The organism is Deinococcus aetherius, from assembly GCF_025997855.1.
GTDB classification, from domain to species: domain Bacteria; phylum Deinococcota; class Deinococci; order Deinococcales; family Deinococcaceae; genus Deinococcus; species Deinococcus aetherius.
The window spans coordinates 2,960,079-2,983,539 of sequence record NZ_AP026560.1 but is presented as its reverse complement, the minus strand read 5'-3'; the positions used below and the strand labels follow the sequence as shown (position 1 = coordinate 2,983,539).

The following is a 23,461-nucleotide window of genomic DNA, read 5'->3' as shown; positions in this document are numbered from 1 at the left end:
GGTCCCGTGACCGCCCCCGCCCCCTTGCTCCCCGCCGTCAGGCCTGTGCCGTCGCCTCCTTGACCGCCGTGACCTGGGCGTCCACCTTCTCGGGCGTGACCCGTTCGCCCAGCGCGTCGGCGATGACCTGCGCCTGCTCCTTGGTGTGGGCGCTGCTGTAGCCCACCGCCGTGCTCGCCGCGCGCGGGCGGGTGGCCGCCGTGAGCCGCTGGTCGGGGCCCAGCACCTTCTCCAGGTCGTCGCGGATCATCAGCCACGCGCCCTGGTTCTGGGGTTCCTCCTGCGCCCAGACGACCTGCGCGCCGGAGTGCCTGGCGAGTTCGGCCTTCAAGGCCTCCGCCGGGAAGGGGTAGAGCTGCTCCAGCCGCACGAGCGCCGTGCCCGCGTACCCCTCCTTGTCGGCACTCCGCGCCTCGAACAGTTCCCAGTGGAGCTTGCCGCTGCTCACGACCACGCGCTTCGCCTGCTGCACCGTGTCGTCGCCGATGACCTCCTGAAAGCGGCCCCCCGCGAGGTCGGAGAGCGGGCTCATCGCCAGCTTGTTCCGCAACAGGCTCTTGGGCGTCATCACGATGAGGGGCTTGCGGTAGGGCCGCAGCACCTGACGGCGCAGGAGGTGGAAGATCTGGGCGGCGGAGCTGGGCACCACGACCTGCATGTTCTTCTGGGCGCACAGTTGCAGGTACCGCTCCAGACGGGCGCTGGAGTGCTCGGGCCCCGCCCCCTCGTACCCGTGCGGCAGGAGCATGGTCAGGCCCGAGAGGCGCTGCCACTTGCTCTCGCCCGCGCTGAGGAACTGGTCGATCACGACCTGCGCCCCGTTGGCGAAGTCGCCGAACTGCGCCTCCCAGGCGACGAGCGCCTTGGGCTCCGAGGTCGAGTAGCCGTACTCGAAGGCAAGGACGGCCTCCTCCGAGAGCGTGGAGTCGATGATCTCGACCTGGCCCTGGTCGGGTGACAGGTGCGCGAGGCTCACGTACTCCTCGTTCATGGGGTCCTGCGCGGCCTGGTTGTGCAGGACGGCGTGACGGTGGACGAAGGTGCCGCGCCCCGAGTCCTGCCCGTCGAGACGGACGTTGTAGCCCTCCACGAGGAGGGTCGCGTAGGCGAGCATCTCGCCCATGCCCCAGTCGAGGGGCTGCTCGCCCCGGCTCATCGCCCGCCTTGCCTCCATCACGCGCGCCACGCCCCGGTGGAGCCCGAAGCCTTCCGGCACCTCGCTGATCTTGAGGCCGAGTTCGGTGAGCTTTTCCCTGGGCACGTTCGTCGGCGTGTCGTCGGTCCAGGGGGTGCCCACGTACCCCTTCCAGTCGGCGGCGAGGCGGCTCTGCTCCTGGTTCTCCATCTCCTCGACCACGGCGCCGCCCGCGTCGAGCTGGTCGCGGAACTTCTCCACCAGCCGGTCGCCCTCGCCTGCCCCCAAGGCGCCCTGCGCCTCCAGGTCCCGCGCGTACAGGGCGCGGGTGCCGGGGTGCGCCTTGATCTCGCGGTACATGATGGGCTGGGTCATCGTGGGGTCGTCCGCCTCGTTGTGGCCGTGACGGCGGAAGCAGATCAGGTCGATGAACACGTCCTTGCCGAAACCCTGGCGGTACTCGATGGCGAGGTCGCCCGCAAAGGCCACCGCCTCGGGGTCGTCGCCGTTGACGTGCATCACGGGCGCGTTGGCGATCTTCGCCACGTCGGTCGAGTAGCGGCTCGACCGGGTATCGCGCGGGTCGCTCACCGTGAAGCCGATCTGGTTGTTGATCACGATGCGGATGGCGCCGCCCGTCGTGAAACCGCGCAGCCGCGAGAAGTTCAGGGTCTCCATGACCACGCCCTGCCCGCTCACCGCCGCGTCGCCGTGGACGGTGATGGGCAGCACCTGCTTGCGCTCCGTGTCGCCCCGGCGGTCCTGTCGGGCGCGCACGGAGCCGTGGACCACGGGCGAGACGATCTCCAGGTGCGAGGGATTGAAGGCCAGCGCGAGGTGCATCGGGCCGCCGGGCGTGCGCACGTCGCTCGAATACCCCATGTGGTACTTCACGTCGCCCGCGATATCCGGGTCGTCGCTGATCTTCTTCTTGCCCTCGAACTCGGCGAAGAGGTCGCTGGGCTTCTTCCCGAAGATGTTCACGAGCACGTTCAGGCGGCCACGGTGCGCCATCCCGATGACCGTCTCCTTGACCCCGAAGGTCCCCGCCTGCTGGATGATCCGGTCGAGGAGGGGGATGAAGCTCTCGCCGCCCTCCAGCGAAAATCTCTTCTGGCCCACATACTTGACGTGCAGGTACCGCTCCAGCCCCTCGGCGGCGTTGAGCTTGACCATCAGGCGCCGGCGTTCCTCGGGGGTGTAGCGGCCCCGGCCGCGCCCGGCCTCCACCCGCTCCTGGAACCATGCGCGCTCGCCCGCAGGCAGGTAATTGAACTCGAAGCCGATGGCCCCGCAGTACGTCTCCCCAAGCTGGGCGATGACCTCGCGCAGCGGCCCGTGGAACTCGCCGTCGTGGACGGTCTCCACGAGGTCCGCCTCCGAGAGGCCGTAGTACTCGGGGGTGAGTTCGGGCACGACCGGGAGGCCGCGCATCCTGAGGGGATTGGTCTTCGCGCTGGTGTAGCCGTACACCCGGTAGGCGGTGATCAGGGCCCCGGCCGCCTGCTGCGCGCCGCTGACGCCCTCGGGCGCGGGGACGACGGTGCCGCCCCGCCGCTGGGTGCCGAGCTCGTAGAACGCTTGCCGGACCCGGGAGTGGGGTGTCTCGCGGGCCCCGCCGCGCAGGTCGTCGAAGTACGCGCGCCACTCGGGGTCCACGCTCGCGGGATCGGCGAGGTACGCCTCGTACAGCCCCTCGATAAAGGCCGCGTTCCCGCCGGACATGATCGTCTGAGACTGCGTCATAACGCCCCCCAGCATACCCCCCGCCCCGGGACTCAATGGCGGCGCCCGCACCCCCCGCGTTGTTCCCACGCAGGGCACAGGTCTGGTCCGGTTCCTGGGCCAGCCCACCCCGGTGATCCAAATTCCGCGCCCGTGCATATCTATCTCCGAGGTGGCTCGGCTCCTGAAGAACGCCCGTCAGGAAGGCACTTGTAAGGAAGCCGTGAGCCCGCCGGCGTTCTAGTGGGGGCAACGTCGGCCTGGGGGAAGCCCGGGCCCCGAAGGAAGGGCAGATGACTGAGGCAGGCAGGACACCGGGCGGGGCGGAGCCAAGGCGGAAAGGAGGACGGACCATGACCGGCGGGCTGCTGGAAGGAAACGCCACGCCGCCCCCCGCCGACGTGCTCGTCGTCAGCGCGAGCGTGGGGAGGGGCAAGGGGGCCGAGCGCCTCGTCGAGAGCCTGGGCCTGCGCGCCCGCCGCGCGGTCAGCCTGGCGGGCCTGCGCGCCGCCCTGCGCGCCCGACCGGCAGCGGCCGTCTTGCTGGAACTGCCGCTCGCGGGGTTCGGGGGGCCGGGGGACCTGCTCCTCCCGGCGGGCACGCGGCTCCTCGCGTTCGGCGCGGAGGTCCCGGCGGGGGTGGCCTCCCTCGGCCCGGTCCTGACTCCCGAGACGCTGCGCCCGGCCCTCGCCTTCCTCCTGCCCGGGCCCGCCGCGCCCCCGCCGCCCTCTCCCGGCAACCGGCGTCTGATGCGCGACCTGCTGGGCAAGCCCGGGGTCCTGGGGGTCACCCTGCTCACGGCGGGCCGCCAGCCCCTCGGGGCGGAGGGCGAGGCGCTCCCGGCCCCGCTGCTCCCACCCCTGTGCGCGCTGCTCGACGCGGCCCGGGCCCTGGGAGAGTTGCCGCAGGGGGGGCCGCTCTTCTCCGCGCAACTGGAGTTCGAGCACCGCACCCTGCTCATCGTCGAGCACGGGGAGCTCTTGATCGTGTGCGTGCTCCGCGACCCCAGCCTGGCGAGCCTGGTCCGGTACCTGCTGCGTTCCCGCCCGGCGGCCTGATCGCGGTACTCCGTTACGCCCTTGGGACAAACTGCGTCCCTTCAACTCCACTGCGACCGCTCTCATCACGGTTGCTCGCTCCGCTCGGGCCGGACAAGTGGAGAGGAAGACCCTCAACTTGTCCGGCCACCGCTGTGAGGCGTGCCCGCCCCCGTCCATGAGGGGTGCGGCGCGTGAACGCTAAAAGCCCCCGTCCTTGTGACCGGGGGCCCCCGCGCGTTTGAATGGTCCTCCACCCCAGAACATCCGGGCGGCACGGAAGGTCCGTGTCCCGGCGTTCACCCCCAGGCGGAGGCTTCCATGACGACCGACCCGAACGACCTCGACTCCAGGAGCCAGAACGGCGCCGACCACACGGGCAGCGCCGAGATCGGCCTGGGCACCGACCCCTCCGGCACGGACGGCACCGTGGACCGGGTGGGCGACACAGGCGCGACGAGCCGCGACAACGCCGACACGCCGATGGGCTCGCTGGGCGGCGGCCTGAAGGGCGACGACGACCGCTGAGCCCGCCCGGGGAGGAGAATTCCATGACCCAGGACGATTCCCACGACCGCGATTCCCAGGGTGGCCTGCCCGCTGACGCGGGCAACGAGATGAGCGACCGCGCCGGGTACGCCGACGACTCCGGGAGCGGGATGACCGAGACACCGGTCACGACGGGCGAGGCCACCCGCATGAGTGACCAGGCCCCCGGCGGCGTGCCCGGTACCCCCGGTCAGGCGGACGGCCTCGCCTCCACCGGCACTACCTTCGGCACCGGCGGCGACGACAAGGAGATGTAACCCGGCGACTCCACCGGAGCGGGGAGGACGTTCGCGCCGCCCCGCCCCGCTTGTCCGGTCAGGCCTACGCCGTGACGGCCAGGGGCTCGCCCCCGCGCACCGTCTGGGGAGCGGCGTTCGGCGTCCGTACCCGGCGGCGCACCCCCTCGGCGTACTCGGCGAGTTCGGCGAGGAGGTCGCGCACGTCAGCGCGCAGCAGGAACTCCCCGCCCGGCAGCGGCGTGAGGGCCAGGAAGGGCGCGCGGGTGAGGGTGTCGAGGATGCTGCTCAGCTCGGCGGTGTTTACCCCGCTGCCGAGTTTCTCCGCGAGGCGGGCGCTGCTCACGACGCTGTGGGCCGGGTGGCTCGCCAGGGTGAGGAGCACGAAGGAAAAGGCTCCCCGCTGGGCGAGGTGCGCCCCCACGAGTTCGGACACGCTCGCCGCCGTCTCCAGGTCGAGGTTCCCGGCCTTCCAGTACCCGCGCAGGTCGATGGGCGACAGGGGCGCGAGCCGGGCGTGCTCGATCAGGGCGCCGAGCGCCTCGCGGGTCAGGCGCGGCAGGCCCTGGGGCCGCTCGTCCTCCCCCGTCACGAGCGCCGCATGGTCCGCTCCCTGCCCCCACGCGGGCGAGCGGGTCGCCGCCTCGCTCAGCGCGACGTGGACCGTGTACCCGTGCGACCCGAGGTCGGCGCGCAGCCGCGCGAGGGCGGGCGCCGGGAAGTCCAGGCGGTAGCCGGTCAGCCGGGCAAGTTCGGCGAGTTGACCCTCCACACTTGCGGGGGCGGGGCGCGACAGGTTGACCTCCGGGCGCTGCCCCGTCCGGGGGCGCGGCGTTGACATGGCCTGTGCGGGCCCCTCGGGCAGGGGCTGGACGGGCGCGGCGGGCTGCACCGGGACGAGCGGCGCCTGGGCGGTGACCCCGGGGGCCGTATTCTCGGCACCTGGGCCGGACGTGGGCCGAACGGTCACGCCGGGCTCCGCCGGGGTGGCCTCCCGCGCCCCCGGGCGGGGCTGCTCCAGCCGCACCTCGCGGACGTGGGGCGTGGCCGACACGACGACGCGGCGGGGTTCGGGGGCCTTGGGCGCCGTGCGGGCGGGGGGCGGCGGGGCGGCGTGCGGCTTGACGGTGGCCTCGACCTGATAGCGGCCGGGGGCCAGGGGGGTGAGTGTCAGCACGTCGTTCACCCCCAGGTTCAGGTCGTGGTAGAGCCTGCCCAGCCCCCAGACGCGGCCCTGGGCGCGGTCCACCTGAACCGTGTGCTCGGTGCCCCGGTCGTCCACGAACTGCGCCGGGCCATTGTCCGCAAAGGTGTGCTGGAGGTACTTGAGCAGTCGCAGGCTGCCTTCTTGCAGGCAGGGCCGGGTGATGATGTAGCGCACTGAGTTCACGCGGGGACTCCTCCATTTCGCAGCGCCCCGCCGGGGGGCGGAAGACGCGTGGGTTCAAGTGTGTTCAAAGTAGCAGAAGCGGCCGCCGCCGGGGCCGCAGGGGACGCACGTTGGCAGGGTAAGGAAATCCTGCCCCCCCATCATGCCCTTTTTTGGAAGATCGTTGTGCGCTTCACCGTCCGGTCACGTCGGCCAGCCCGCGCGCCAACTTGCTTACACTCCCCCCTTACACTTCCCCTCATGACGGCACCCGAATCCCAGACGGCCACCCTCGACCTGATCCGGCGTTACTACGCGGCCTTCAACGCGGGGGACGCGGAGGAAATGCTCGCCCTGCTGACGGGGGACGTGCGCCACGACATCAACGAGGGCGAGACGCAGACCGGGGTGGAAGCCTTTCGCGCCTTCCTGGGCAGGATGGACGCCCACTACCGCGAGCGAGCGGAGGACCTGGTGGTCATGGTGACCCCGGACGGAGGGCGCGGCGCCGCCGAGTTCGTGATCCACGGCGAATACCTGGAGACCGACGCAGGGTTGCCCGAGGCGCGCGGCCAGACCTACGTCCTCCCGGTGGGTGCCTTCTTCGAGGTGCGGGGGGGCCGCATCGGCCGGGTGACGAACTACTACAACCTCGCCGACTGGTCCCGGCAGGTGAGCGGGGGCTAGGAGCCATGCCGGACGCCCTGACCGTCTGCCCCGCCACCGGGGACGAGCTGCGCGCGGCGATTCCCGACCTCGCCCGGCTGCGGCAGGAGGTGTTTCGCGCCTTCCCGTACCTGTACGAGGGGAGCGCGGAGTACGAGGAGCGTTACCTGCGGACGTACCTGGGCGCCCCCGGGGCCCTCGTCGTCCTCGCCCGCGACGGGGAGCGGGTGGTGGGCGCGAGCACGGCGGTGCCGCTGACGCAGGAGACGGAGGAGGTGCGCGCCCCCTTCCAGCCCCCCGAGTTCGACCCCGGAGACGTGCTCTACCTCGGCGAGAGCGTGCTCCTCCCCGAGTACCGGGGGCGCGGGGTGGGCCACCGCTTCTTCGACGAGCGGGAAGCGCACGCCCGGCGGCTGGGGCTGGGGATCACCGCCTTCTGCGCGGTGCGGCGCCCGGCGGACCACCCGGCCCAGCCTCAGGGGTACCGCCCGCTGAATGCCTTCTGGCAGGCGCGCGGCTACACCGAACGCCCCGACCTGGAGACCACCATGACCTGGCAGGACGTGGGCGAGGCGGGGGAGACCGCCAAGCCCATGCGCTTCTGGGTCAGGCGGCTGAGCTGAGCCCGGCGCCTACGACTTCTTCTGCCTCCACCCGTACGCCCGAACCGCGTCCACCGCGAACCACACCGAGGCAGCGCCCCACAGCAGGGCGGGGAGCCACCTCGCCGTCAGCCCGTACCGCACGGCGGGCACGGCGCACAGGAGCGCGAACAGGACGCTGAGCGCAAGGACAATGTGGGGGGGCACGCGGTGACCGAACATGGAGGCAGGGTACGGGGTGACCTGTCACGGGGTTCTGTCTGCTCGCGCTCCGGGGCGAACGCGGTATCCCTGACCCTTACCCGCCCCCCCGGTGTGACAGGATTCGGGCCGGATGCCGGATTTCGACGTGATCGTGATGGGTGCGGGCCACAACGCCCTGGTGACGGCCGCCTACGCCGCGAAGGCCGGGCTGCGGGTGGGCGTGTTCGAGCGGCGCCACCTCGTCGGGGGGGCGGTGAGCACAGAAGAACTCGTGCCCGGCTACCGCTTCGACTACGGCGGCAGCGCGCACATCCTGATCCGCATGACCCCCGTCGTGCGCGAGTTGGAGCTGACCCGCCACGGCCTGCACTACCTGGAGGTGGACCCCATGTTCCACGCCTCGGACGGGGAGACGCCGTGGTTCGTGTGGCGCGACGCCGACCGGACGGCGCGCGAGCTGGAGGCCCTCTTTCCCGGCCAGGGCGAGGCGTACCGCCGCTTTCTCGACGACTGGACCCCCTTCGCCCGAAGCGTCGCCGACCTCTTCAACTCGGCCCCCGGCCCCTTGGAGATGGGAAAGATGCTCGTGAAGAGCGGCAGGGGCCGCGACGCGCAGACGCAACTGCGGCGCATCCTGCGGCCCTACGGGGACGTGGCGCGCGAGTATTTCTCGGAGGAGCGGGTTCGCGCCCCCCTCGTGTGGATGGCGGCCCAGAGCGGTCCCCCCCCGAGCGATCCCCTCAGCGCCCCCTTCCTGTTGTGGCATCCCCTCTACCACGAGGGCGGCGTGGCGCGGCCCAAGGGGGGATCGGGGGGGCTCACGAAGGCCCTGCGCCGGGCGGTCGAGGCGGACGGGGGCGAGGTCTTCGTCAACGCTCCGGTGAAGCGCATCCTGGTGAGGGACGGGAAGGCGCAGGGCATCGAGCTGGAGAACGGCGACGCCTACACCGCCCGCGCCGTCGTTTCCGGCACCCACGTCCTGACGACGGCGGACGCGTTGCCTGAGGAGTACGTGCCCCCCGCCGCGCGGGCTGGCCGGGTCGGGAACGGCTTCGGGATGATCCTGCGCCTGGCCCTCAGTGAGAAAGTCCGGTACAGAAATCATACCGAGCCCGAGAGCCGGGTGGGCCTGGGCCTCCTGATCAAGGACGAGCGCCAACTGATGAAGGGCTACGGCGAGTATCTGGCGGGGGAGCCGACGACCGATCCCCCCCTGATCGCCATGAGCTTTTCCGCCGTGGACGACAGCCTCGCGCCCCCGGGCGGCGACGTGCTGTGGCTGTGGGCGCAGTATTACCCCTATGAGCTGGCCTCGGGAAGCTGGGAGACGCGGACGGCGGAGGCACGCGAGAACATCCTCCGGGCGTTCGAGCACTACGCGCCGGGCACGCGGGACAATATCGTGGGCGAACTCGTGCAGACGCCGCAGTGGCTGGAAAGAGAGTTGGGGCTGCACCGGGGAAACGTGATGCACCTGGAGATGAGCTTCGACCAGATGTTCGCCTTCCGCCCATGGATGGCGGCCAGTCAGTACCGCTGGCCCGGCGTGAAGGGCTTGTACCTGACGGGCGCGAGCACTCACCCCGGAGGCGGCATTATGGGCGCGTCGGGGCGCAACGCCGCCCGGGTGCTCGTGGGTGACCTGACGCGGAGGGGGTGGAGGTGAGGGGGTGGCAGGCAGAAAGCGGAAGGCGGAAGGCGGAGGCTCAGGCCGTTTCCCTCGCGTTTTTTGAGGTGGGCGCCCCGGACCTGGTCGGAAGCCTCCCCGGGCCCTCTGCTCCCCCGGAGGCCGCGTGAGCCCCGTCCTCCTCCGCTCCGGGCTGGCCTTCGCCGCGCTGGGCGTCGCGTTTCTGGGTGCCCTGCTGGTGATCAACGGTTTGCCGGGCGGATGGGGCCTGATCGCCCTGGGTCTGCCCCTGGCTGGGCTGCTCGCGCTGGGGGGAGACGCCCTGCGTGGCGATTTCGCCGGGACCGTGCGGGAGAGGGGCGCCGCCCTGGCGGGGCAGACGCGGCCCTGGATGCTCTGGCTGGTCCTGTACGCTGCGTTCAAGGTGCCCGTGCCGCTGTGGCCGGAGGGCTTTTCCCTTCTCGCGCTGCTCAGCACCGGGGCCCTCTTCGCCTCGGCCCTCGCCTACGCCTGGGAGCGGGCGGGGGCGCGGCGGGCGCTGGTGATGGCAGCGCTCGCCTTCGCGGTGGGGCTGGGGGTGGAATTGCTCGGGAGCCGCACGGGTTTTCCCTTCGGCGTGTATTCCTACGCGGGCGCCCCCGCCCCCACCCTCCTCGGGGTGCCCCTGATCGTGCCGCTGGGTTGGTTCGCCCTGACCCTCGCCGCGACGCTCCTCGCGGAGGGCCGGGCGTGGCTGGCCGGGGTCCTGATGGTGGCCTGGGACGTGGGCCTGGAGCCGCTGATGACGGCGCAGGGGTACTGGCGCTGGAGCGACCCGGCGCCGCTGTGGGCGGGGGCGCCCCTCCAGAACTTCCTGGGGTGGTGGGCGGTGGGGACGGGGCTCGCCTGGGCCTTGACCCGCCTGAGCCCGGGAACGTTCGGGTCGAGGCGGCAAGCCTGGGGGTTGCCCATGCAGGAACGGGCGGCGGGCCGGGTGGCCGCGCACCTGGGACCCGCCACCGCCGAGCACGCCCCCCAGTCCGACCTCTCCCGCCTGACCTTCGGGGTCGCCTACCCGGTCGAGACCTTCTTCCTGCCGGGCGGGCTGATGCTCGTCGGGCGGTACGCGGAGGCGGGCGTGACCTTGGCGGCGATGCTGGCGGGGCTGGCCCTGGCGCGGGCGATGCGCGGGGGGCGGGCGTGAGCTTCGACTGGGTGGCCGCCCTGCTCCAAACGAACATCCGCCGCAGCGTCCACACCGACCTGAGGGGCGTCTGGGTGCGGGGTCCCCTGCCCCAGGGAGGCGCGGTGCTCGCCCCCAACCACCATTCCTGGTGGGACGGGTACGTGCTGCGCGAGGTGACGTGGGTGCTGGGGCTGGACTTCCGGGTGCTGATGGCGGAGGAGCAGCTCGCCCGCTTCCCCTTCCTGCGGCGGCTGGGGGCGCTCGGCACGCGGGACCTGCGGGAGGCGGTGCGCGCGGCGCGGGAGGGCGCGTGGGTGGTCATCTTCCCGGAGGGCACCCTCCACCCCGCCGGGCCCCCCCGGGGCGTGCAGCCGGGTGCCGCCTGGATCGCCCGGACGGCGGGCGTGCCCCTGGTGCCCGTCGCCCTGCGGGTGACGCTGCGGGGCGCCCAGCACCCCGAGGCCTACCTGCGCTTCGGGAGGGGGGTGGAGGGGACCGACCTCGGGAACGCCCTCACGCGTGAACTCGCCGCGCTCGACGCGGAGTTGCGGGAGAGCGGTCCCGAGGCCCCACTCGCGGGGTACCTGCGCCTGTCGGGGGGGCGGACGAGCGCGCAGGAACGCCTGAACCTGCCGGGCCGCGTTCTCGCCCGGATCACGGGGGAGCGGTGAGGCGGGGGCTCGCCCGGGCCTACCGCAACGTCACGCGGGGCTTTTTCACCTACAAGGCGGCGGTGTTCCTCCTGAACGCCCTGACCTTCCCCCGGCTGCGGCCCCGCCCGTTGCCACAGGGTGGCCCGCGCGTCTCCATCCTGATCCCCGCCCGCGACGAGGCGCACAACCTCGTTCATACCCTTCCCGGCGTGCTCGCCCAGGGGGCCCACGAGGTGCTGGTGCTCGACGACGGCAGCCGCGACGGCACGGGGGAGCTGGCCAGGCGCCTGTGCGGGGGGGTGCCGGGCGCGCGGGTGCTGCCCGGGGAGGGGCTGCCCCCCGGGTGGCACGGCAAGCCGTGGGCCTGCCAGCAGCTCGCGCGGGCGGCGACGGGCGACGTGCTGATCTTCACCGACGCGGACGTGAGCTGGAAGCCGGGGGCGCTGGGGGCAGTGCTGTGGGAGCTGGCGCACTCGGGCGTGGATCTGCTGAGCGTGTGGCCGCGTCAGCGCAACGTGACGCCGGGCGAGCGGCTCATCACCCCCCTGGTCGAGGTCGTGCTGCTGACCCTGCTGCCCGCGCCGGGGGTGCGTCTGCCCTTCCCGGCGGCGAGCGCGGCGAACGGGCAACTGATGGCCTTTCGCCGGGCGGCCTACGAGCGGGTGGGCGGGCACGCCCTGGTGCGGGACGAGGTGCTGGAGGACGTGATCTTCGGGCAGCGCCTCAAGGAGCGGGGCGGGCGGCTGGCCCTCGCGCTGGCGGGCGAGTTGATGGAGGTGCGGATGTACCGCAGCTACCCGGCCTCGGTGGCGGGCTTCGGCAAGAACGTCTACCGGGTACATCTGCGCTCGCGCCTCCTGCTCGCCGCCTCCATCCTGTGGCACCTCGCCGTGTACACGCTGCCCTGGTTCCTCCCCGCCCGCCGTGCCCGCTGGCTCTACGCCCTGCGCGCCGCCGGGCTGGTCGAGCGCCCCCTCGTGAGCCTCGTCACCGGGCGCCGTCGCCCCGCCGACCTCGCCGAGGGGTTGCTGAGCCCGGTCACGCCCCTGCTCGCCCTCCCCGTGTACCTGCACGGCCTGCGCCGCCAGGTGGGGTGGAAGGGCCGGGAGTACGAGCAGTGAGGGCAGGCCACCGCCCCCCCGATCACGTCGTCGTCCTCGGCGCGGGCTTCGCGGGCCTGGCGGCGGCCCTGCGGCTGGCGCGCGAGGGCGTGCGGGTCACAGTCCTCGACGGGCTGGACCGCCCGGGCGGGAAGGCGGCGCTGGGCTACCCCGACTTCTCCAGCGGGCCGACGGTGGTCACCATGCCGCAGGTCTTCCGCGCCCTGCACGACCGGACTGGCCTGACGCTCCCCCCGCTGGAGGCCGCGCGCCCCACGACGACCTACCACGCGCCGGATGGACGCACCTTCGCCCCCGAGGCCCTGCATGTGGCGGGGAGCCTGGAGCCCACCCTCGCGCAACTGGATCGGGAGGAGGGCCGGGCGTACGTCCGGTTGCTCGGCATCGCGCGCCGCATCTACCTCGGCGCCGCGCCCACCTTCCTCTTCGCGCCGCCGCCGGGTCGCCTGAGGCTGACGCACTACGCGGTGACGCGCGGCCTCGGCGCAGCCCCGTGGTCCAGTCTCGCCCGCCTCGTCGAGAGCGGCCCCTTCCTGACCCCCTTCTGGCTGCGCTTCGCCACCTATCTGGGGGCCGATCCCTACCGCGCCCCCGCCGTGCTGCACAACGTCTCCTGGGTCGAACTCGGCTACGGGGTGTGGCACCTGGAGGGGGGACTGGGGGCGCTCGCGGTGCGGATGCGGGAGCGGGCGGAGGCGCTGGGGGTACGCTTCGAGTTCGGCACCCGGGTGGAACATCTTGTGACGGAGGAGGGCCGGGTGGTGGGGACCCACACGAGCCGGGGCGCGTTCCCCGCCGATGCCTGGGTCAGCGCCGCCGACCGCGCCCTCACCCGCCGCTGGCTGGGGCTGCCCGACGACCGCACCCCGCGCGGGGTGAGCGGCTTCGCGCTGCAACTGCGGCTCTCGGGGGACTGCGGTCACGCCCACCACATCCTCTGGCCCGCCGAGTACGCCCGGGAATGGCGGGACATCCGCGCCGGGCGTCTCCCGACTGACCCCACCCTCTACCTGCATCTCGACGGGAACCGGGCCTTCCTCCTCGTGAACGCGCCGCCCAACCCCGGGGCGACGGACGATCCGCGCGGGTACGGCGCCTTTTTGCTGCGACGGCTCCAGGCCCGCCTGCCCCTCCCGGTGACGGACTGGCGCCTCCTCTCGCCCGCCGAGTACGCCCGGACCGCCATGCGGGGGGCGCTGTACGGCCGCGCCCCCCACGGGCTGACCGGCAGCCTGCGGCCCGGCTGGACTCACCCCGGGGCGCGCAACCTCGTGCAGGTCGGGGGCACCGTCCACCCGGGCGGCGGCGTGCCCCTCTCCATGCTGAGCGGGTGGAACGGGGCGGGAGGGCTCCTGGGCCTGCCCTACGACGACCTGGAGGGCCCCCGGGTGCCGGGGGAGGGGGAGACGTGGGATGAGGCGAGGTTTCGTCTGAGCTAGCTACCCGCCCTCCAGCGCGACCGGAACCGTTCCTTTTGCCCAACTTCGCCCCTCCCTGCCCGTGCCAGAATGCGCCCCGTGTCGAACCTGCCCGTGCTCAGGCCGGAGGTGCGCGGGCTGGAGACGTTGCCCGAGCCGCCCCCCCGCCCTGGGGACGGTCACCTGCGCGACTGGGCGCTCGCGCCCCTTCCCCTCGTCGAGGAGGGCGCGCGGCGGGCACGGGAGGGCGGCGGCGACCTCTTCCGCCTACGCCTGGGCCTGCCCGCCGTCGTGGGGTTCAGCCCCGCCTGGAACCGCCGCCTGCTGGGGGACCTTCAGACCTTTCGCAGCGCGGGCAGTTTCTCGCGGGTCGTGCCGTACCTCTCGGGAGGCGTGATTCTGACCGACGCGCCCGACCACGGCCCCCGGCGGCAGGTGGTCAACCCGGGGTTCGGGCGGCGGCACCTGGAGGGGTTGCGCGTCCGCGTGCGTGCGGCCCTGCTCCCCGTTCCGGCGGGGGAGTTCGACGCCCTCGCCTGGGCCGACCGCGCCGTGCTGCGCCTCCTGAACGCCGCGTACTTCGGCGGGGAGTTCGACCCAGGGCTGCTCCACGCCTTCCTCGCCCCGCTGCGCCTGCCCTTTCCCCTCCCCACCGTGCCCCGCCCGCTCCTCTTCGCCCGGGTGAACGCCGAACTGCGCCGCCTCGCCCACCAGAGGCTCACGCGTGGCGGCGACGACCTGCTCGCCCTCCTCGCGCCGCTTCCCGGCGGATTGGAGGAGACGCGGGTGAGCCTCGCCGCCGCCCACGACACGACCACGCACGCCCTCGCCTGGGCGGTGTGGCACCTCGCCGTCCACCCCGACTGGCACGCGCCGGGGCATCATCCCGCCGTCCTCAAGGAGACGCTGCGCCTCTTTCCCCCCGGCTGGATGGGCAGCCGCCGCCTCGCCCGCGACCTGACCTGGGAGGGCGTGCGCCTGCCGCGCGGCACCCTGGCCCTCTACAGCCCCTACCTCAGCGCCCGCGACCCCGGCCTCTGGCAGAGCCCCGACGCGTTCCGCCCGTGTCGCTGGCAGGCCCCGCCCCCCGCCTGGGCCTACCTGCCCTTCGGGGGCGGCGAGCGGGTGTGCCTGGGCCTGCACCTCGCCCACCTCCTCATCCTGGAGGCGCTGGCCGCCCTTCCCCCCCTGACCCCCGTGCGCGGCGACCCCACCCCCCGGCCCGGCGTGACCCTGGGGCCGACGGGACCGCTCATCGTGCGGCGCTCCGGCGAGTAGGAGCCGGAGGCGTGGGGAGGGGAGGGTCGCCGTGGCGCTCTTCTGCTCCCGTCACGCCCGGAAGGGGGCATTTTTTGCTTCTCCCCGCATTTGTCCCCCGGCGGGGCGGTTAGCCTGTCGGCATGACCGACTCCGTGGCCCCCGTCTCGCCCCCGCGCGCGTTCGTGTCCCTGATCGGGGCGGGGCCGGGCGATCCGGGGCTGATCACCGTGCGCGGGGTGGAGGCCCTGCGGCGGGCGGACGTGGTGCTCTTCGACTACCTCGCCAACCCGGACCTGCTGCGCCACTGCCCGGAGGCCGAGACGATCTACGTGGGCAAGAAGGGCTTTTCCGAGTACATCTCCCAGGAGCAGATCAGCGACCTGATCGTGCGCAAGGCGCTGGAGGACGGCGGGAAGCGGGTCGCGCGCCTCAAGGGCGGGGACGTGTTCGTCTTCGGGCGCGGCGGCGAGGAGGCCGAGGCGTGTGCGCTCGCGGGCATCGCCTTCGAGGTCGTGCCGGGCGTGACGAGCGCCATCGCGGCTCCCGCCTACGCCGGGATTCCCGTCACCCACCGCGAGGCCGCCCGCTCCTTTGCCGTGCTCACCGGCAACACGAAGGAGGGGGGCGCCCACTACGAGCGGCTCTCCGGGGTGGACACGCTCGTCCTGCTGATGGGCGTGCGCAACCTCGATCAGATCAGCGCCGACCTGATCCAGGCGGGCCGGGCGCCGGAGACCCCCGCCGCCACCGTCCAGTGGGGCACTACACCCCAGCAACGGGTGGCGACGGGCACGCTGGCGACCATCGCCCGGGCCGTCCGCGAGGCCGGGCTGGAGGCGCCTGCCGTCACCGTGGTCGGCGAGGTCGCCCGGCTGCGGGGCACCCTGCGCTGGTTCGACGTGGGGCCGGGCTTCGGGGGCCCCCTGGCGGGCCGCAGCGTCGCCGTGACCCGCACCCGCGACGGGGCAAGCGCCCTCACCGACCTGCTGCGCGCCCGGGGCGCCTCGGTGCTGGAGGTGCCCCTGATCCGCTTCGCCGGGACCGGGCACGAGGCCGAGCTGCACGCCCGGTTGTGCGACCTGTCGGGAGTCGCCTGGCTGTTGCTGACGAGCAACCAGGCCGCGTCGGCCCTCTTCACCCACCTCGAACGGCTGGGTCTCGACGCGCGGCATCTCGCGGGCGTGCGGGTGGCGGCGGTCGGCCCCAGCACCGCCCGCTCGCTGGCGGAACGCGGGGTGCGCGCCGACTTCGTGCCGTCCACCCCCGGCGCCGTCCACCTCGGGGCTGAACTGCCCGGCGGGCCCGGCGACGTGGCCCTGCACCTCACCAGCCAGGTCGCGGAGGACGATCTGGAGCATGAGCTGGAGTCGCGCGGCCTGCGCTACGAGCGTGCCGAACTCTACCGCACCGAGCCCGCCCGGCCCGGCGAGCACGAGATGAACCGCCTGCGGGCCGCCGACGTGGTAACCCTCGCCTCGGGGAGCGCGGCCCGGCACCTCGCGGCCCTCGCCGGGACCGACTTCGCCGTCGCCGCGATGGGCCCCCAGACCGCCGACGCCGCTCGCCGGGCGGGCTTCACCCGCGTGACGGTCGCCGCCGCCCCCACCCTGGAGGCTCTGGCGGACGCGGCGGAGCGGGCCGTGGCCGGGGAGGCGGGCGTGGGGCGCGAGGGTTGAGGACACGCCGCTCCCCCCGGAACGGTCCCCAAACCGCGCCTCCGGGAGAGGCGTGAGGATCAAAAAATGCCGTCCACGCCGCATTTCTTACCGTTCGGTCGGGGACGCCCGCCCCTCCCCCCAGGCGCTATGCTGCGCCCCATGAGTTTGGCGGCCCTCCTCAATCTGCGCGACGAACCGGCCCTGGTGGTGGGGGGCGGGGCGGTGGCCCTGCGCCGCGCGCGGACGCTGCTGGACGCCGGGCTGCGCGTCACGGTCGTCGCGCCCGACCTCCACCCCGACTTCAGGGCGCTCCCCGTGCGGGCCGAGCGCCGTCCCTACCGCCCCGCCGACCTGGAGGGGGTGCGCGTGGCCGTGGCCGCCACGGACAGCGAGGACGTGAACGACGCCGTGACCGGGGACGCCCGCGCCGCCGGGGTGCTCGTCAACCATGCGGGCGACGCGGCGCGGGGCACCCTGCGCTTCCCCGCCGCCGTGGAGCGGGGGGGCGTGCAGGTGGCGGTGAGCACCGGGCGCGAACTGCCCATGCTGGCACAGGCCCTGCGCGAGAGGATCGCCGCGCTGCTCCCCGAGCCGGGGACCGTGGACGGCTGGGCCGCGCGGCGCGAGGAGGCCCTGGGTCTGCCCTTCGCCGCCCGCGAGAGCGCCCTGGAGGCCCTACGCGCCGACATCCGCGTGGCGTTCGGTCTGCCCGTGGCGGGGACCGCCGGGGGAGCCGCGTGACGCTCGCCTGCCCGACCGCCCGCGCCTTCCTCGCTCGGCCCAGGGCGGCGCACCCGGCCCCCCTCGACTTCGCGGTGGTGGGCCTGAACCACCAGACGGCCCCCGTCGAGGTCCGCGAGCGTGCCGCCGTGCGCGCCAGCGACGAGGCTGCCATTCTGGCCACGCTCTCCCGCCACGCCGCCGGGGTGATGCTTCTGGCCACCTGCAACCGCACCGAGGTCTACCTCACGGGGCTGTGCGGCGATCCCGTGCGCGCCTTCGAGGACGCCTGGGGCGACAGCCTGGACGAGTACCTGTACGTGTACCGGGGGGACGCCGCCGTCACCCACCTCTACCGGGTCGCCGCCGGGCTCGACAGCTTGGTGATCGGCGAGACGCAGATCCAGGGGCAGGTCAAGCGGGCCTGGCAGGCCGCCTCTGAACGTCACCCGGGCGGCAAGCTCCTGAACAAGATCGCCCAGGGCGCCCTCGCCGCCGGGAAGCGGGTGCGCGCGGAGACGGGCCTGAGCGACAAGGTGGTCAGCGTGTCGAGCGCCGCCGTGGAACTCGCGCAGGCGGCCCTCGGCGACCTCACGAGCCGCACCGCCCTGATCATCGGCGCGGGCGAGACCGCCGAGCTGACGCTGACCCACCTGCGTGCGGCGGGGGTGCGCGACGTGATCGTCGTCAACCGCACCGAGGCCCGCGCCCGCCAGCTTGCCGAGAAGGTGGGGGGCCGCGTCTGCGCCGTCGAGTACCTCCACGAGGTTCTGCCCGAGGCCGACGTGGTCATCGCGTCGAGCGCCGCACCCCACCACGTCCTCCACGGCGAGGGCGTTCGCACCGCCCTGGAGGACCGCCCCAGTCGCCCGATGTTCCTGATCGACATCAGCGTGCCGCGCATCCTCGACCCCGACATCTCGGGCGTGCCGGGCGCCCACCTCTACAACCTCGACGACCTTACCGCCATCGTGAGCCGCAACCTGCAAAGCCGCCGCGACGCCCTGCCCCACGCCGAGGCGATCATCCGCGAGGCGGCCTCCGACCTCGCCCGCTGGCACCTCACGCGCGAGGCGCAACTGGAGCGTCAGCGGCGGGAGCAGTTGGCGGCGAGCAACTGAGGGTGAGTGGGTGGGGGCACGCCTTGCCCACCTTTCGTTTTCACGCCATGGGGGACGGGGAGAGCATTTTCCGCCGTCCACTAGCCACTCCTGACATGTTGCAGATTTGAAAAATGACGTGTGGAACGCGTTTATGGCCCCATAGTGGGGTGTGTATCCAAAAGAACAGCGTTCCAGACAGCTTTATTCTGACAGCCTGCCCTGCTTTTCTCGCAAGCAGCACCGGGAATCCTTCGAGGTCTTCCTCGACCTGCTGCCGGAACGGGCGAGTGTCAAGTTCCCCTCGGCCCTCAGCCACTTTCTCAACCACGCGGCCTGGGACACCCGACAACTCTGCCTCTCTCAACGGGTTGCAGCTCAGGTCCGCTCCGTTCAAGCCAAGACCCTGCCCGGTTTGCGGCTCCGCGTCGTGCTCGCCGTCCTTGCTCACAACCTCGGCAAGCCCTAAACGGCGTTCTCCATTGCTCATGCCGCCTCCTCCCGTTGCGTCTCCTGTCCCTGGATACCCCGACCTCTACAGGCCGAGTTGCTACACTGCCCCTCGTCATGAATGCCAAGGTCATTGTGGTCACGTCGGGCAAGGGGGGCGTGGGAAAGACCACGACCACCGCGAACATCGGCGCGGCGCTCGCCCGCCTGGGTGAAAAGGTCGTCGTGATCGACGTGGACGTGGGGTTGCGCAACCTCGACGTGGTGATGGGGCTCGAATCCCGGGTGGTCTTCGACCTGATCGACGTGATCGAGGGCAAGTGCCGCCTCTCCCAGGCCCTGATCCGCGACAAGCGGGTGGAGACGCTCTACCTCCTGCCCGCCTCCCAGACGCGCGACAAAGACGCCCTCGACGCCGAGGTCTTTCGCGCAGCGGTGCGGCAACTCATCGAGGAGGAGGGCTTCGACCGGGTGCTCATCGACTCGCCCGCCGGAATCGAGTCGGGCTTCAAGACTGCCGCCGCCCCCGCCGAGGGCGCCCTGGTGGTCGTGAACCCGGAAGTCTCCTCGGTGCGCGACGCCGACCGGATCATCGGGCTGCTCGAAGCCCAGCAGGTCCGGGAAATTCGGCTGGTGATCAACCGATTGCGGCCCAAGATGGTCGCCAGCGGGAACATGCTCTCCGAGGCGGACGTGCTGGAGATCCTGGGGGTCAAGCCCATCGGCGTGATTCCCGAGGACGAGGGCATCCTGGTGAGCACGAACGTGGGCGAGCCCGCCGTGCTCGGCAAGACGAAGGCAGGAACGGCCTTTATGGACACCGCCCGGCGCCTCAAGGGGGAGGACGTGCCGTACCCCAATCTGGAAGAGAACCGGGGGTTCATCGCCATGCTGCGCCGTCTGTTCGGGGGGGCCTGACATGTTCTCGTGGCTCAGGGGCAAGCGCAGCAAGGAGACGCTCAAGGACCGCCTCGAACTCGTCCTCGCCTACGACCGCGCGCAGATTCCTCCCGGCAAGGTGGACGCGTTGAGAAACGACCTGCTGGAGGTCGTGCGGCGGTACTTCCCCGCCGGGAACAGCAACGTGGAGGTCGAGCAGCGCGGCGATCAGGTGGTACTGACGGCGAGCATCGCCCTCGACGAGCGGCCGGAGAACACGGGACGCCCGGGGCGCTGAGGGAGGGGCGCGCGAGGGCCGGGGCGAGGTGAAAGCCCCGGCCCTCCAGCTTGAGACCCCCGATCAACCCTCGTCCACCCGAAGCGGCTCCGGCGGCCAGCCGTGTTCCTGGGCCTTCAGCACAAGCCGCGCGACGGCTGCCGGTCGAACGTCGTGGCGGGTAAGGTCGTCAAGGGGAAGCCAGACGGGCTTGTAGGTGCCGCGTTCCGGGGGGAGGTCGCCCACGTACTCTTCCCCGGTTCCGGCGCCCCAGGTGCCGTCAAGAGGCTCACAGGTCAAAAAGCTCTGGGTGTTTCCCTGAAAAGACACCTGAGCGACGCAGGTCAGGGTGCGGACCCTCAGGCCCGTCTCCTCCAGCATCTCGCGCTCGGCCGCCTCTTGGGGCGTCTCGCCGGTCTCCACTCCGCCTCCCGGGAAGAGGAAATACGTGTGGCCCTGGCGGACGCGGCGGATGAGGGCCACCCGACCCTCCTGCACGAGGAGGACGGCGGCCCGGTGGCGGGAGAGGGGCGTGGAGGTGGACATACGGCATTCCACCAGATTCCAGCGCACCGTGGCCGGGCGGGGCCCTCGCGGCACCCTTTCACCCGCCCGGCCGCTCGCCCCCTTAGCCTGGGGGGGTGATCGAGCCGTGAACCTGAAGTACGACCTGCGCTTCCCCCTGGTGGTCGCCGCCCTGCTGGTGGTCGGCCTGATGACGGTCAGCACGGCGGCCCTGAGCCCCAAGGCGGCCCCCGGCATCTTTCCCAAGCAGGTGATCGGCGCCCTGCTCGCCGCCCTGCCCGTCCTCGGGCTGTGGTGGGCGGGGCGGGACCGGGCCTACCGCGCCGCGCCGTACTTCTACGCGGGGGCGCTCCTGCTTCAGGCGAGCACCTTTGTCATCGGCAAGGAGGTGAACGGCCAGCAGAACTGGATCGTGGTCGGCCCGGTGCAGTTCCAGCCCCTCGAACTCCTGAAATTCGCGCTGATCCTGATGCTGCCGGTCGTGCTGCGAAACAGGTATCAGGGGGTCAAGACGTACGCGGCGGCCCTCGCGGTCTTCCTCCCCGCCCTCGCCCTGGTGGTCTTGCAGGACTTCGGGGGGGCGCTCGTGCTCGGCGTCATGTTCGGGGTGATGATGCTCGCCGCGCGTCTTCCCTGGTGGCACGCCCTGCTCGCGGTCGTCGCCCTGGGCGTCACCTTTCCCACCCTGGTCTACCCGCACCTGGAACCCTATCAACAAAAGCGCCTGACGATCTTCCTCGACCCCTACCAGGACCCGCGCGGGGCGGGGTATCAGGTCATCCAGAGCACCATCGCAGTTGGGTCAGGCGGGGTTCAGGGCAAGGGGTACCAGCAGGGCTCGCAGTCGCACAACGGCTTCCTGCCCGAGGCGCACACCGACTTCGCCTTCTCCTCGTGGGCGGAGGAACAGGGGCTGGTGGGCGGGCTCGCCGTCCTCGTGCTGTACGGGGCACTGTTCTGGCGGCTGTCGGGCATGGCCGCCGAGTCGCCACGCTTGCAGGATCAGATTCTCTTCGCGGGCGTGCTGGGGCAACTCGGCGCGCAGGTGCTCGAAAACGTGGGGGCGGCGCTGGGCCTGCTGCCGCTCACCGGCGTGACCCTGCCCCTGATCAGCTACGGCCTGAGCAGCCTGGTGAGCACCCTCGCCACGCTGGGGCTCGCCTACGTGGTGTACCGGGACCGCTACGGTGGGGTGATCTAGGGGTTGAGGCCGGGAGCGCACAAACGGTCAGGTGCTTCCCGCTCCCCCGGCTTACGCTAACGGGGCATGGGGACTCCAGGGGGAAAGGACCGGGCCGGGGCCCTCCTCGCCCTGCTGCTGGCCGAACTCGGCGAGGCGCGGCGGGGGGAGGAGGTGGCGCGCGGGGCGAATCTCAGCCGCTCGCACGCGGCGCGGCTTTTCCGGGAACGTTTCGGGGAGAGCCCGGCGGCCTTTCGCCGTCGGCTGACGCTGGAACGGGCGGCGTGGACGCTGCGGCACACGGCGGGCAGCGTGACGCAGATTGCGCTGGAGGCGGGCTTCGACTCCCTGGAGGGCTTCACGCGCGCCTTCGCCCGGGCCTACGGCACCTCGCCCAGCCTGTACCGCCGCGCGGGGCTGCGCTCTCACCTCCTGCCCGCGCCGAGCAACATCCACTTTCAGCCCCTCGGTGCCGCCATGCGAACGGAGGATCACATGGACCTGCTCGACCACCTGCTCGCCTTCGACGAGGCGTTCGTCCGCCAGGCGCTCGCGCACGCCCGCACCCTGCCCGACCGGGCGCTCGACACGCCGCTGGGGGAAGCGCAACCTCTGGACTTCGAGGCGCCCGACCGCACCCTGCGGGACCTGCTCGACAAGCTGGTCTTCAACAAGGAGGTCTGGGTGGCGGCGGTGCGCGGCGGCGACTTGCCCCCCGAGAGCCGGGACCGCACCCCGGACGGGTTGGAGGCGCGGCTGAACGTTGCCTTTCCCGCGTTCCGCGCCCTCGCCCGGGAGGTGCAGGCGGAAGGCCGGTGGCGTCAGACCTTCGTGGACGCCCTGTGTGAGCCACCCGAAGTCTTCCCCTACGGCGGGATGCTGGCCCACGTCCTCACCGTGGACGCGCACCGCCGCCACCTCCTGAGCGCGTGGTTGTGGCGGCTGGGGGTGCGGCTGGACGCCGACCCGATGCTCTTCGGCGCTCTGCCCACTCCGCCTCTGGGCCAGGTCGTCCCGGCGGAGGAGCGGGCGTGAGCGGTCCACTCTCAGGCCAGGTCGCCCTGGTCACGGGCGCCTCGCGCGGGTTGGGGCGGGCAACCGCGCTGGAACTCGCGGCGGCAGGTGCCCATATCATCGTGACGGCGCGCAGCACGCGGGGGCAGAGCACGCAGGCGACGCTGCCCCAGACGACGGTTGACGACACGGCCGACGCTATCCGCGCGGCGGATGGTCAGGCCACGCCGCTGAGGTGCGACCACACCGACCCCGCGCAGGTCGAGGCCGTCATCCGGCACATCGCGGTCACGCACGGGCGGCTGGACGTGCTGGTCAACAACGCCTGGGGCGCGCACGACAGGCACGGGGTCGGCGGCGGCCCGGAACTCTGGGATGAACCTCTGGAACAACTGCGGATCATGCTGCTGGCGGGAGCCTATAGCGATTACGTCACCAGCCTGCTGTCCTTGAAACACTTCATGGCCGGGCAGGGGCGCGGCCTGATCGTCTCCACCACCTGGCACACCGAAGAGCCGCCGGGCTGGCTGCCCTACGAGGTCAGCAAGGCGGCAAAAAATCGCCTCGTCTACACGCTCGGGCACAAGTTGCGTGACCGGGGGATCGCGGTGGTCGGGGTCGCGCCCGGGTGGATGCGAACCGAACTGATGCTCCAGCACCACACCGAGCAGGAACTCGCCGGGCAGACCGAGACGCCCCACTACGCCGCCCGGGGCATCGTCGCCCTGGCCCGCGATCCCCAGGTTTCACGGCACACCGGGCGCATTCTCGACGTGGGTGAGCTGGCGGACCTCTACGGTGTGACCGATCTGGACGGCACGCAGCCTCAGTGGTACGCCCGTCACTTGGAAGGGCGTGCGGGCGGCTGAGCGCGGAGGAGTGTCCTCTTCC

Annotated in this window: 23 protein-coding genes and 1 pseudogene; 20 read left to right on the top strand and 4 right to left on the bottom strand. The window is 72.3% G+C overall.

Translation table 11 applies throughout. From position 1 onward, the window contains the following. Positions 1-37 precede the first annotated feature (37 nt). Positions 38-2,881, bottom strand: a complete 2,844-nt coding sequence (locus DAETH_RS15385) for a 2-oxoglutarate dehydrogenase E1 component (protein WP_264775754.1) — start codon at positions 2,879-2,881, stop codon at positions 38-40. 332 nt (positions 2,882-3,213) lie between these two features. Between DAETH_RS15385 and DAETH_RS15380 the strand changes: the two genes are divergently transcribed. From DAETH_RS15380 to DAETH_RS15370, 3 genes are all read left to right on the top strand, one after another. Continuing rightward, positions 3,214-3,918: a hypothetical protein gene (locus DAETH_RS15380; RefSeq protein ID WP_264775753.1), complete on the top strand. Its 705-nt coding sequence runs from the start codon at positions 3,214-3,216 to the stop codon at positions 3,916-3,918. 300 nt (positions 3,919-4,218) lie between these two features. Continuing rightward, entirely contained in the window at positions 4,219-4,425 is a 207-nt protein-coding gene (locus tag DAETH_RS15375) for a hypothetical protein (protein ID WP_264775752.1), read from the top strand. 23 nt (positions 4,426-4,448) lie between these two features. Beyond that, positions 4,449-4,703, top strand: a complete 255-nt coding sequence (locus DAETH_RS15370) for a hypothetical protein (RefSeq protein WP_264775751.1) — start codon at positions 4,449-4,451, stop codon at positions 4,701-4,703. A gap of 64 nt (positions 4,704-4,767) precedes the next feature. On the opposite strand, the gene DAETH_RS15365 is transcribed toward DAETH_RS15370, so the two are convergent. Beyond that, positions 4,768-6,063, bottom strand: coding sequence for a hypothetical protein (locus tag DAETH_RS15365; RefSeq protein ID WP_264777447.1), 1,296 nt, complete (start codon positions 6,061-6,063; stop codon positions 4,768-4,770). Between the two features lie 249 nt (positions 6,064-6,312). Here DAETH_RS15365 and DAETH_RS15360 point away from each other — a divergent pair, with 249 nt between their 5' ends. Both DAETH_RS15360 and DAETH_RS15355 read left to right on the top strand, forming a co-directional pair. Beyond that, positions 6,313-6,738 carry a ketosteroid isomerase-related protein gene (locus DAETH_RS15360; RefSeq protein WP_264775750.1) on the top strand — a complete coding sequence of 142 codons (426 nt, stop codon included), beginning with the start codon at positions 6,313-6,315 and terminating at the stop codon, positions 6,736-6,738. Positions 6,739-6,743: 5 nt separating this feature from the next. Next, positions 6,744-7,340: a GNAT family N-acetyltransferase gene (locus DAETH_RS15355; RefSeq protein ID WP_264775749.1), complete on the top strand. Its 597-nt coding sequence runs from the start codon at positions 6,744-6,746 to the stop codon at positions 7,338-7,340. 9 nt (positions 7,341-7,349) lie between these two features. On the opposite strand, the gene DAETH_RS15350 is transcribed toward DAETH_RS15355, so the two are convergent. After that, complete coding sequence (locus DAETH_RS15350; protein WP_264775748.1) at positions 7,350-7,541, bottom strand: hypothetical protein; 192 nt, start codon at positions 7,539-7,541, stop codon at positions 7,350-7,352. A gap of 112 nt (positions 7,542-7,653) precedes the next feature. On the opposite strand from DAETH_RS15350, the gene DAETH_RS15345 reads away from it, so the two are divergent. The 12 genes and pseudogenes from DAETH_RS15345 to minE all read left to right on the top strand — a co-directional run bounded on the left by DAETH_RS15345 (position 7,654) and on the right by minE (position 19,872). Beyond that, positions 7,654-9,189: a phytoene desaturase family protein gene (locus DAETH_RS15345; protein WP_264775747.1), complete on the top strand. Its 1,536-nt coding sequence runs from the start codon at positions 7,654-7,656 to the stop codon at positions 9,187-9,189. Between the two features lie 127 nt (positions 9,190-9,316). Beyond that, on the top strand, positions 9,317-10,333 hold the full coding sequence (locus DAETH_RS15340) for a carotenoid biosynthesis protein (RefSeq protein ID WP_264775746.1): 1,017 nt from the start codon (positions 9,317-9,319) through the stop codon (positions 10,331-10,333). After that, positions 10,330-10,986 carry a lysophospholipid acyltransferase family protein gene (locus tag DAETH_RS15335; protein WP_264775745.1) on the top strand — a complete coding sequence of 219 codons (657 nt, stop codon included), beginning with the start codon at positions 10,330-10,332 and terminating at the stop codon, positions 10,984-10,986. The genes DAETH_RS15340 and DAETH_RS15335 overlap by 4 nt, the downstream gene beginning before the upstream one ends. After that, the gene (locus DAETH_RS15330) at positions 10,983-12,089 is read left to right on the top strand and encodes a glycosyltransferase (RefSeq protein WP_264775744.1); all 1,107 of its coding nucleotides are present in this window, start codon (positions 10,983-10,985) and stop codon (positions 12,087-12,089) included. The genes DAETH_RS15335 and DAETH_RS15330 overlap by 4 nt, the downstream gene beginning before the upstream one ends. After that, positions 12,086-13,528, top strand: coding sequence for a phytoene desaturase family protein (locus DAETH_RS15325; protein ID WP_264775743.1), 1,443 nt, complete (start codon positions 12,086-12,088; stop codon positions 13,526-13,528). The genes DAETH_RS15330 and DAETH_RS15325 overlap by 4 nt, the downstream gene beginning before the upstream one ends. Before the next feature lie 78 nt (positions 13,529-13,606). Next, positions 13,607-14,785 (top strand): cytochrome P450, encoded by a 1,179-nt coding sequence (locus DAETH_RS15320; RefSeq protein WP_406585085.1) that lies wholly within the window; start codon positions 13,607-13,609, stop codon positions 14,783-14,785. A 122-nt stretch (positions 14,786-14,907) separates the two neighbouring features. Beyond that, complete coding sequence (cobA, locus tag DAETH_RS15315; protein ID WP_264775742.1) at positions 14,908-16,443, top strand: uroporphyrinogen-III C-methyltransferase; 1,536 nt, start codon at positions 14,908-14,910, stop codon at positions 16,441-16,443. Between the two features lie 141 nt (positions 16,444-16,584). Continuing rightward, complete coding sequence (locus DAETH_RS15310; RefSeq protein WP_264775741.1) at positions 16,585-17,166, top strand: precorrin-2 dehydrogenase/sirohydrochlorin ferrochelatase family protein; 582 nt, start codon at positions 16,585-16,587, stop codon at positions 17,164-17,166. Beyond that, a complete protein-coding gene (gene hemA / locus DAETH_RS15305; RefSeq protein ID WP_264775740.1) occupies positions 17,163-18,266 on the top strand; it encodes a glutamyl-tRNA reductase in 1,104 nt (367 codons plus the stop codon). The genes DAETH_RS15310 and hemA overlap by 4 nt, the downstream gene beginning before the upstream one ends. Before the next feature lie 340 nt (positions 18,267-18,606). After that, a pseudogene (locus DAETH_RS15300) lies at positions 18,607-18,714 on the top strand (IS982 family transposase); the annotation flags it as partial. A 98-nt stretch (positions 18,715-18,812) separates the two neighbouring features. Then, positions 18,813-19,613: a septum site-determining protein MinD gene (gene minD, locus DAETH_RS15295; protein ID WP_264775739.1), complete on the top strand. Its 801-nt coding sequence runs from the start codon at positions 18,813-18,815 to the stop codon at positions 19,611-19,613. A 1-nt stretch (position 19,614) separates the two neighbouring features. Beyond that, positions 19,615-19,872 carry a cell division topological specificity factor MinE gene (gene minE, locus DAETH_RS15290; protein WP_264775738.1) on the top strand — a complete coding sequence of 86 codons (258 nt, stop codon included), beginning with the start codon at positions 19,615-19,617 and terminating at the stop codon, positions 19,870-19,872. A gap of 63 nt (positions 19,873-19,935) precedes the next feature. Here the strand turns inward: minE and DAETH_RS15285 are convergent, their stop codons facing one another. Continuing rightward, positions 19,936-20,397: an NUDIX hydrolase gene (locus tag DAETH_RS15285; protein WP_264775737.1), complete on the bottom strand. Its 462-nt coding sequence runs from the start codon at positions 20,395-20,397 to the stop codon at positions 19,936-19,938. A gap of 106 nt (positions 20,398-20,503) precedes the next feature. Here DAETH_RS15285 and DAETH_RS15280 point away from each other — a divergent pair, with 106 nt between their 5' ends. The 3 genes from DAETH_RS15280 to DAETH_RS15270 all read left to right on the top strand — a co-directional run bounded on the left by DAETH_RS15280 (position 20,504) and on the right by DAETH_RS15270 (position 23,439). Then, positions 20,504-21,577: an FtsW/RodA/SpoVE family cell cycle protein gene (locus DAETH_RS15280; protein WP_264775736.1), complete on the top strand. Its 1,074-nt coding sequence runs from the start codon at positions 20,504-20,506 to the stop codon at positions 21,575-21,577. A 66-nt stretch (positions 21,578-21,643) separates the two neighbouring features. Then, a complete protein-coding gene (locus DAETH_RS15275) occupies positions 21,644-22,591 on the top strand; it encodes a helix-turn-helix transcriptional regulator (protein ID WP_264775735.1) in 948 nt (315 codons plus the stop codon). Next, on the top strand, positions 22,588-23,439 hold the full coding sequence (locus DAETH_RS15270; protein ID WP_264775734.1) for an SDR family NAD(P)-dependent oxidoreductase: 852 nt from the start codon (positions 22,588-22,590) through the stop codon (positions 23,437-23,439). Before DAETH_RS15275 ends, DAETH_RS15270 begins: the two co-directional genes overlap by 4 nt. Positions 23,440-23,461 lie beyond the last annotated feature (22 nt).